General features: G+C 34.5%; 7 protein-coding genes, 1 tRNA gene and 1 pseudogene. All 9 read right to left on the bottom strand.

Going from position 1 to position 4,060, the window contains the following annotated elements:
• Positions 1 to 770 (bottom strand): annotated as a pseudogene (locus JGH11_RS19240) (hypothetical protein); the annotation flags it as partial.
• Between the two features lie 3 nt (positions 771 to 773).
• On the bottom strand, positions 774 to 1,175 hold the full coding sequence (locus JGH11_RS19235) for a hypothetical protein (protein WP_201114505.1): 402 nt from the start codon (positions 1,173 to 1,175) through the stop codon (positions 774 to 776).
• A gap of 6 nt (positions 1,176 to 1,181) precedes the next feature.
• On the bottom strand, positions 1,182 to 1,835 hold the full coding sequence (locus tag JGH11_RS19230; RefSeq protein WP_201114502.1) for a hypothetical protein: 654 nt from the start codon (positions 1,833 to 1,835) through the stop codon (positions 1,182 to 1,184).
• A 201-nt stretch (positions 1,836 to 2,036) separates the two neighbouring features.
• On the bottom strand, positions 2,037 to 2,405 hold the full coding sequence (locus tag JGH11_RS19225; RefSeq protein WP_201114499.1) for a hypothetical protein: 369 nt from the start codon (positions 2,403 to 2,405) through the stop codon (positions 2,037 to 2,039).
• A gap of 1 nt (position 2,406) precedes the next feature.
• Positions 2,407 to 2,664 (bottom strand): hypothetical protein, encoded by a 258-nt coding sequence (locus JGH11_RS19220; protein WP_201114497.1) that lies wholly within the window; start codon positions 2,662 to 2,664, stop codon positions 2,407 to 2,409.
• Positions 2,665 to 2,794: 130 nt separating this feature from the next.
• The gene (locus JGH11_RS19215; protein WP_201114494.1) at positions 2,795 to 3,043 is read right to left on the bottom strand and encodes a hypothetical protein; all 249 of its coding nucleotides are present in this window, start codon (positions 3,041 to 3,043) and stop codon (positions 2,795 to 2,797) included.
• On the bottom strand, positions 3,030 to 3,446 hold the full coding sequence (locus JGH11_RS19210; protein ID WP_201114491.1) for a hypothetical protein: 417 nt from the start codon (positions 3,444 to 3,446) through the stop codon (positions 3,030 to 3,032). The genes JGH11_RS19215 and JGH11_RS19210 overlap by 14 nt, the downstream gene beginning before the upstream one ends.
• A gap of 144 nt (positions 3,447 to 3,590) precedes the next feature.
• Positions 3,591 to 3,685, bottom strand: a tRNA-OTHER gene (locus JGH11_RS19205).
• Between the two features lie 8 nt (positions 3,686 to 3,693).
• Entirely contained in the window at positions 3,694 to 3,972 is a 279-nt protein-coding gene (locus JGH11_RS19200; protein ID WP_201114489.1) for a hypothetical protein, read from the bottom strand.
• Positions 3,973 to 4,060: the final 88 nt, after the last annotated feature.

Raw genomic sequence — 4,060 nt, 5'->3', positions numbered from 1 at the left:
ATATTATATTCTGTAGTTAAAAAATCATTTAATTCAGCCACAGATGGACGTCTTGCAACGGAAGCATCAATTACTACTGCACCACTAGAAGCGGCAACATCACGTCTTACCTGATATGAATTTCTTAGTTTATTAGCAGTAGGTCTATCCATCATTAATATGCGGATTGCCCCCTCACTCTTATCAACCATTTTTTCAATATCATCAAGTGGTTTTGATGTTACAGGATTATTCCAGTCAAATGCAACACCAAATTTATTTTCTTCCAGATAGCCGAAGTTTAATCGAGTTGCTGTACCTACATTGTTTTCCTCTGTAACTAATGCTATACCTGACGACAATCCGAGAAGATGTAAATATTCAAGGTTCTCATACATACCATATATACAAGAAACAGTATCTCCGAAAAGTACAGACTTTACTTCTTCCGCAAGTCCAAGCCCTTCCATATCCTGTAATGCTGTCAATTCATCTTCTTCAATTTTCTTACGCATACCCGATTTTGGAATCTTGCCACTAGCTACTTCTAATGAAGGTCTGCTTTTAAGTGGTAATGGGGAGTTGTAAGAAACAATATCCGCCTTAACATGCTGATAATTATTAATTACAGATTTCCATTTTCCATCCATCGAAAATTGAGGGGATAGCATAGTTTTGAATCTGTATCTTGGCTGTGCTGGGTTTTCTTCCCCATTGAGCTTATTTATCGTACTAAGTAGTACGCCATCCAAATAAGCATCGAAATACTTTTTATAGTGTGTTTGTTCCATTTATCAATCCTCCCTAAATTCAATTTGTGGACACGCCGCCTTAACTGCTGCTAATATTGCAGTCATATCAAAAGGGGCTGCTTTGTGATTAACTGTACCATTTGTAAGAATACCAACGAAAGGTTGTGATGTTAGAGTTGTATGAGTAGCTATACCAACATATTCGTGTCCAGACGGTAAACTACCATAAGCATCATTCGTACTATTTAGGGGCATCGGTTTAAATGTGTTTGTTGCTGTTTCCTTTATTACAACATGCCCCTTTCTTATTTCGGGTAGATTATATCCCGAAACATCCAGAGTTCGCCCACCATCATATCCATCAAAATACTGCTTTATTACCACAGCATCTTTTCCATGAATTATTTTGGTTGGCTGTCCTGCTAAATCTGCTATTGCTGCCATTTTTAATTACATTTTACTGATTATTTTATTTACAATTTTGTCACACTCAGCTTGAGATGCCTCTTTGCTTGGGACTCTAGCACCCCCATAAGGACGTGAACTGGAAGCAGCCAAAGAAAGGTCTGTTGCTGTTGTTTTTGTTTGCTCCACGTACTTGTTGAATGAATCATCATCGCTGAAATTCATAAATTCAAACGTTGAGAGCATTGAATTGCGATAGGCTTCTGGCGCACCCTTTAAAGCTGATTCAAGAATGGACTTGCGGGAGTTAACCACTTTATCCGTTTCAATAGATGCTAACTTGTCCGTAATCGGCTTTGTTGCTGCTTCTACGGCTTTGGCTATAATTGTCGCCAAATCATCTTGATTATTACCACCCGCTTGTGTTTGAGCGTTTGGTGTTACTGTAGGTGCGTTTGTTTGTGGTTGTGCAGTTTGAGCGGTTGTTGATTGTGCTTGTTTTGCTTTGTCGTTTCTTACTCTATCACCTTCACCCTGTGCCACTTTTAGCCATGCTTCGACCCCTGCGACTGCGGTTTCGATCTGTGTTTCATCTGTAATGGTTTTTTCTAAAATTTCGGCAACCCCACTGAACGCCGATTCACCCAAACCCAAAGTTTTATACTTCGTTTTTAAGGCTTCTAAGATTTTTGCTTTCATAGATATCTACTTGTTTTTAAATTCACTATGTAAGCAAATATAAACAAATATGACAACTAAAGTATAATGTTTTTAAAATAGTTTTCAACGAAAAAAAAGACGCATTACTTCACAGTAACACGTCTAACAACCAATAATTTATACAGTTTTAAGGCTGTATGTTATTCAAATTTATCTAATATATCATTTATTTCTGCTTCGTTATCTTTTTATCAATTTACCTCTTTGCATAATACCTAAGAACTCAAAGTTTTCACCGTAGGCAATATCTTTTATGCCCCTCCAACGAAGTTTACCTTTGGTGATTTCGCCTTTGATTGGTTTGTCTATCTTGTTGCGCAAGATGTATTCTATATCAGCATCTATTTGCTTATGGCGTTCTAGTACTTCCTTTTCGTTGATACTGAAAAGTTCTTTTATTAAGCCATCTAAATTCGGTGTTTTATATTTTTTCATAGCATTAACCATTTTATCATAATCACTTTGGCTCATGGCAATCGGTCTATCAGATGATTTTTGTTTTTCATCTTTTGACTTCTCCTTATAGTAATCTATGCCTTTGTATTTCATCTTACTTCTCAATTATCCCAAGCTCTTCCATTTTACGGATGGCTGCGAGGTGGTTGAATCTTGCGTTTGTTCTATCAAAATGTATAAATGTATTCTCGTTATCATAGCATATTAGAAAAAGATAGATGCAATCTCCATCCAATAGAGCAATACTAGTTTCAGTTCCCCTAATATAACATCCATTCATATTAAAGTCGGATATATTACTTTCATACCCTGCTTTAGCTATCTCTTTTAGTTGGTCGAGTGTGATGTTCATCTTTTGACCTCCTTAGTTAGTGTATCTCCTACTTTAAGATTCTTTCTTGCTCTAAATAATATTTTATGTTTTGATCTTCCATAATCCTTTTCTTTTCTACGGTAAATATACTATTTTTATTAATCCCTACTTACTGATTAATCCTTTTCAATCCAAAACTATCAGGAAGTTCATTAAATGTAAGGTTTCCAACCGTTACCAATTTCAAAGCATCAATAGTAATCTTAGCATTATTAATAATCTGATTTGAAACTCCGATAATTGCTTCTGCTCGTTTCGATTCAATTTCTATTTGGTCTGCACTTAAATCTTCTTCATTCAACCTTTCTAATGTTGCAAACAGGTGATCGTTTAGGTCTGATAATTTATTCTTTGCCATCTTGTAATGATTTTAGTTTTCGTTTTATCTTTATTTGTAATCTTTTCGCTTCTACTATTTCGGGATTGATCCTAGAATAAGATGCAGGAATACTATTTTCCATACTAAGCCTATCCCTCACATAACAATCTTGCAGTTCTTCTCTATACTTTTGTTTGAATCTGACAGATAGAACTTTTAGTTTTTCTTTATTCTTTTCATCTGCTCGATAGTCACGAGAATACTGTAATTTAGCTTCTCTGTTATTTTGAAAATGAATTTTAGCCCTCTCATTTGCGTTTATTCTTGCACATGGTTTACAATAATTGCCGATCCTGTACTTCTGACGCTCTTTTGAGTAATAAGAGTGATATTCACTTATTGGCTTTTCTATTCCACAGATAGGACATGTTTTAGTTTCCATGATTATTTTTATATTTCATTTCAAATCACCCAGACACGGAAAAGAGCTAAAACCGTAATAATATCATCGTGAAAAATAAAATGGTTAATTTTTTAAGTTTAATTTAATTAGTTATTCTTGCTCTTTATTCGTCTGGTGATCTTGTGAATCGGGCAGGACTCGAACCTGCACGGTAGAGGCTGGTTACGACCTATCTACCTTTCTCGGATTCTATGCGTCTACCATTCCGCCACCGATTCAGGTTATTTCATCTTGGATATTTTTCAATTATTTGGTTTATTTGTTTATTTACATTAATTATAGAAAGGTTTTTATAAGTTTGTAGATATATAATTGAAAATAAATCTTCTCTTTTACGTTCTGGCATATTAAAGACCTTTATGAAAAAAGACTCATAAGCTTTGTTGTAAGATTCCATATAGTTAACAATGTTCGATTCATTTACTTTAGACAGTTCATCAGAACCATGTACAGTCTCGATAAATTTAAAAAGACCTTCGAAGTATTTTTGTTCGTTAATATTCATAATCATTATACTTTAGTTGTCATCTATTTCAAAAAAAATAGTTCCTTGTTTTTAGTTTATACCACAAATATATAGTAAATATATTTAC

Origin of the sequence: Dysgonomonas sp. Marseille-P4677, from assembly GCF_016652235.1 — a bacterium.
Taxonomy (GTDB): Bacteria; Bacteroidota; Bacteroidia; order Bacteroidales; family Dysgonomonadaceae; genus Dysgonomonas.
Note: the sequence above shows the minus strand (reverse complement) of the source record. Positions and strands in the feature narration are given on the sequence as shown.

Coding starts and splice junctions, on each gene's coding strand:
- JGH11_RS19225 (WP_201114499.1), bottom strand. CDS start 2,405: ATGAAATACAAAGGCATAGATTACTATAAGGAGAAGTCAAAAGATGAA.
- JGH11_RS19230 (WP_201114502.1), bottom strand. CDS start 1,835: ATGAAAGCAAAAATCTTAGAAGCCTTAAAAACGAAGTATAAAACTTTG.
- JGH11_RS19220 (WP_201114497.1), bottom strand. CDS start 2,664: ATGAACATCACACTCGACCAACTAAAAGAGATAGCTAAAGCAGGGTAT.
- JGH11_RS19200 (WP_201114489.1), bottom strand. CDS start 3,972: ATGAATATTAACGAACAAAAATACTTCGAAGGTCTTTTTAAATTTATC.
- JGH11_RS19210 (WP_201114491.1), bottom strand. CDS start 3,446: ATGGAAACTAAAACATGTCCTATCTGTGGAATAGAAAAGCCAATAAGT.
- JGH11_RS19235 (WP_201114505.1), bottom strand. CDS start 1,175: ATGGCAGCAATAGCAGATTTAGCAGGACAGCCAACCAAAATAATTCAT.
- JGH11_RS19215 (WP_201114494.1), bottom strand. CDS start 3,043: ATGGCAAAGAATAAATTATCAGACCTAAACGATCACCTGTTTGCAACA.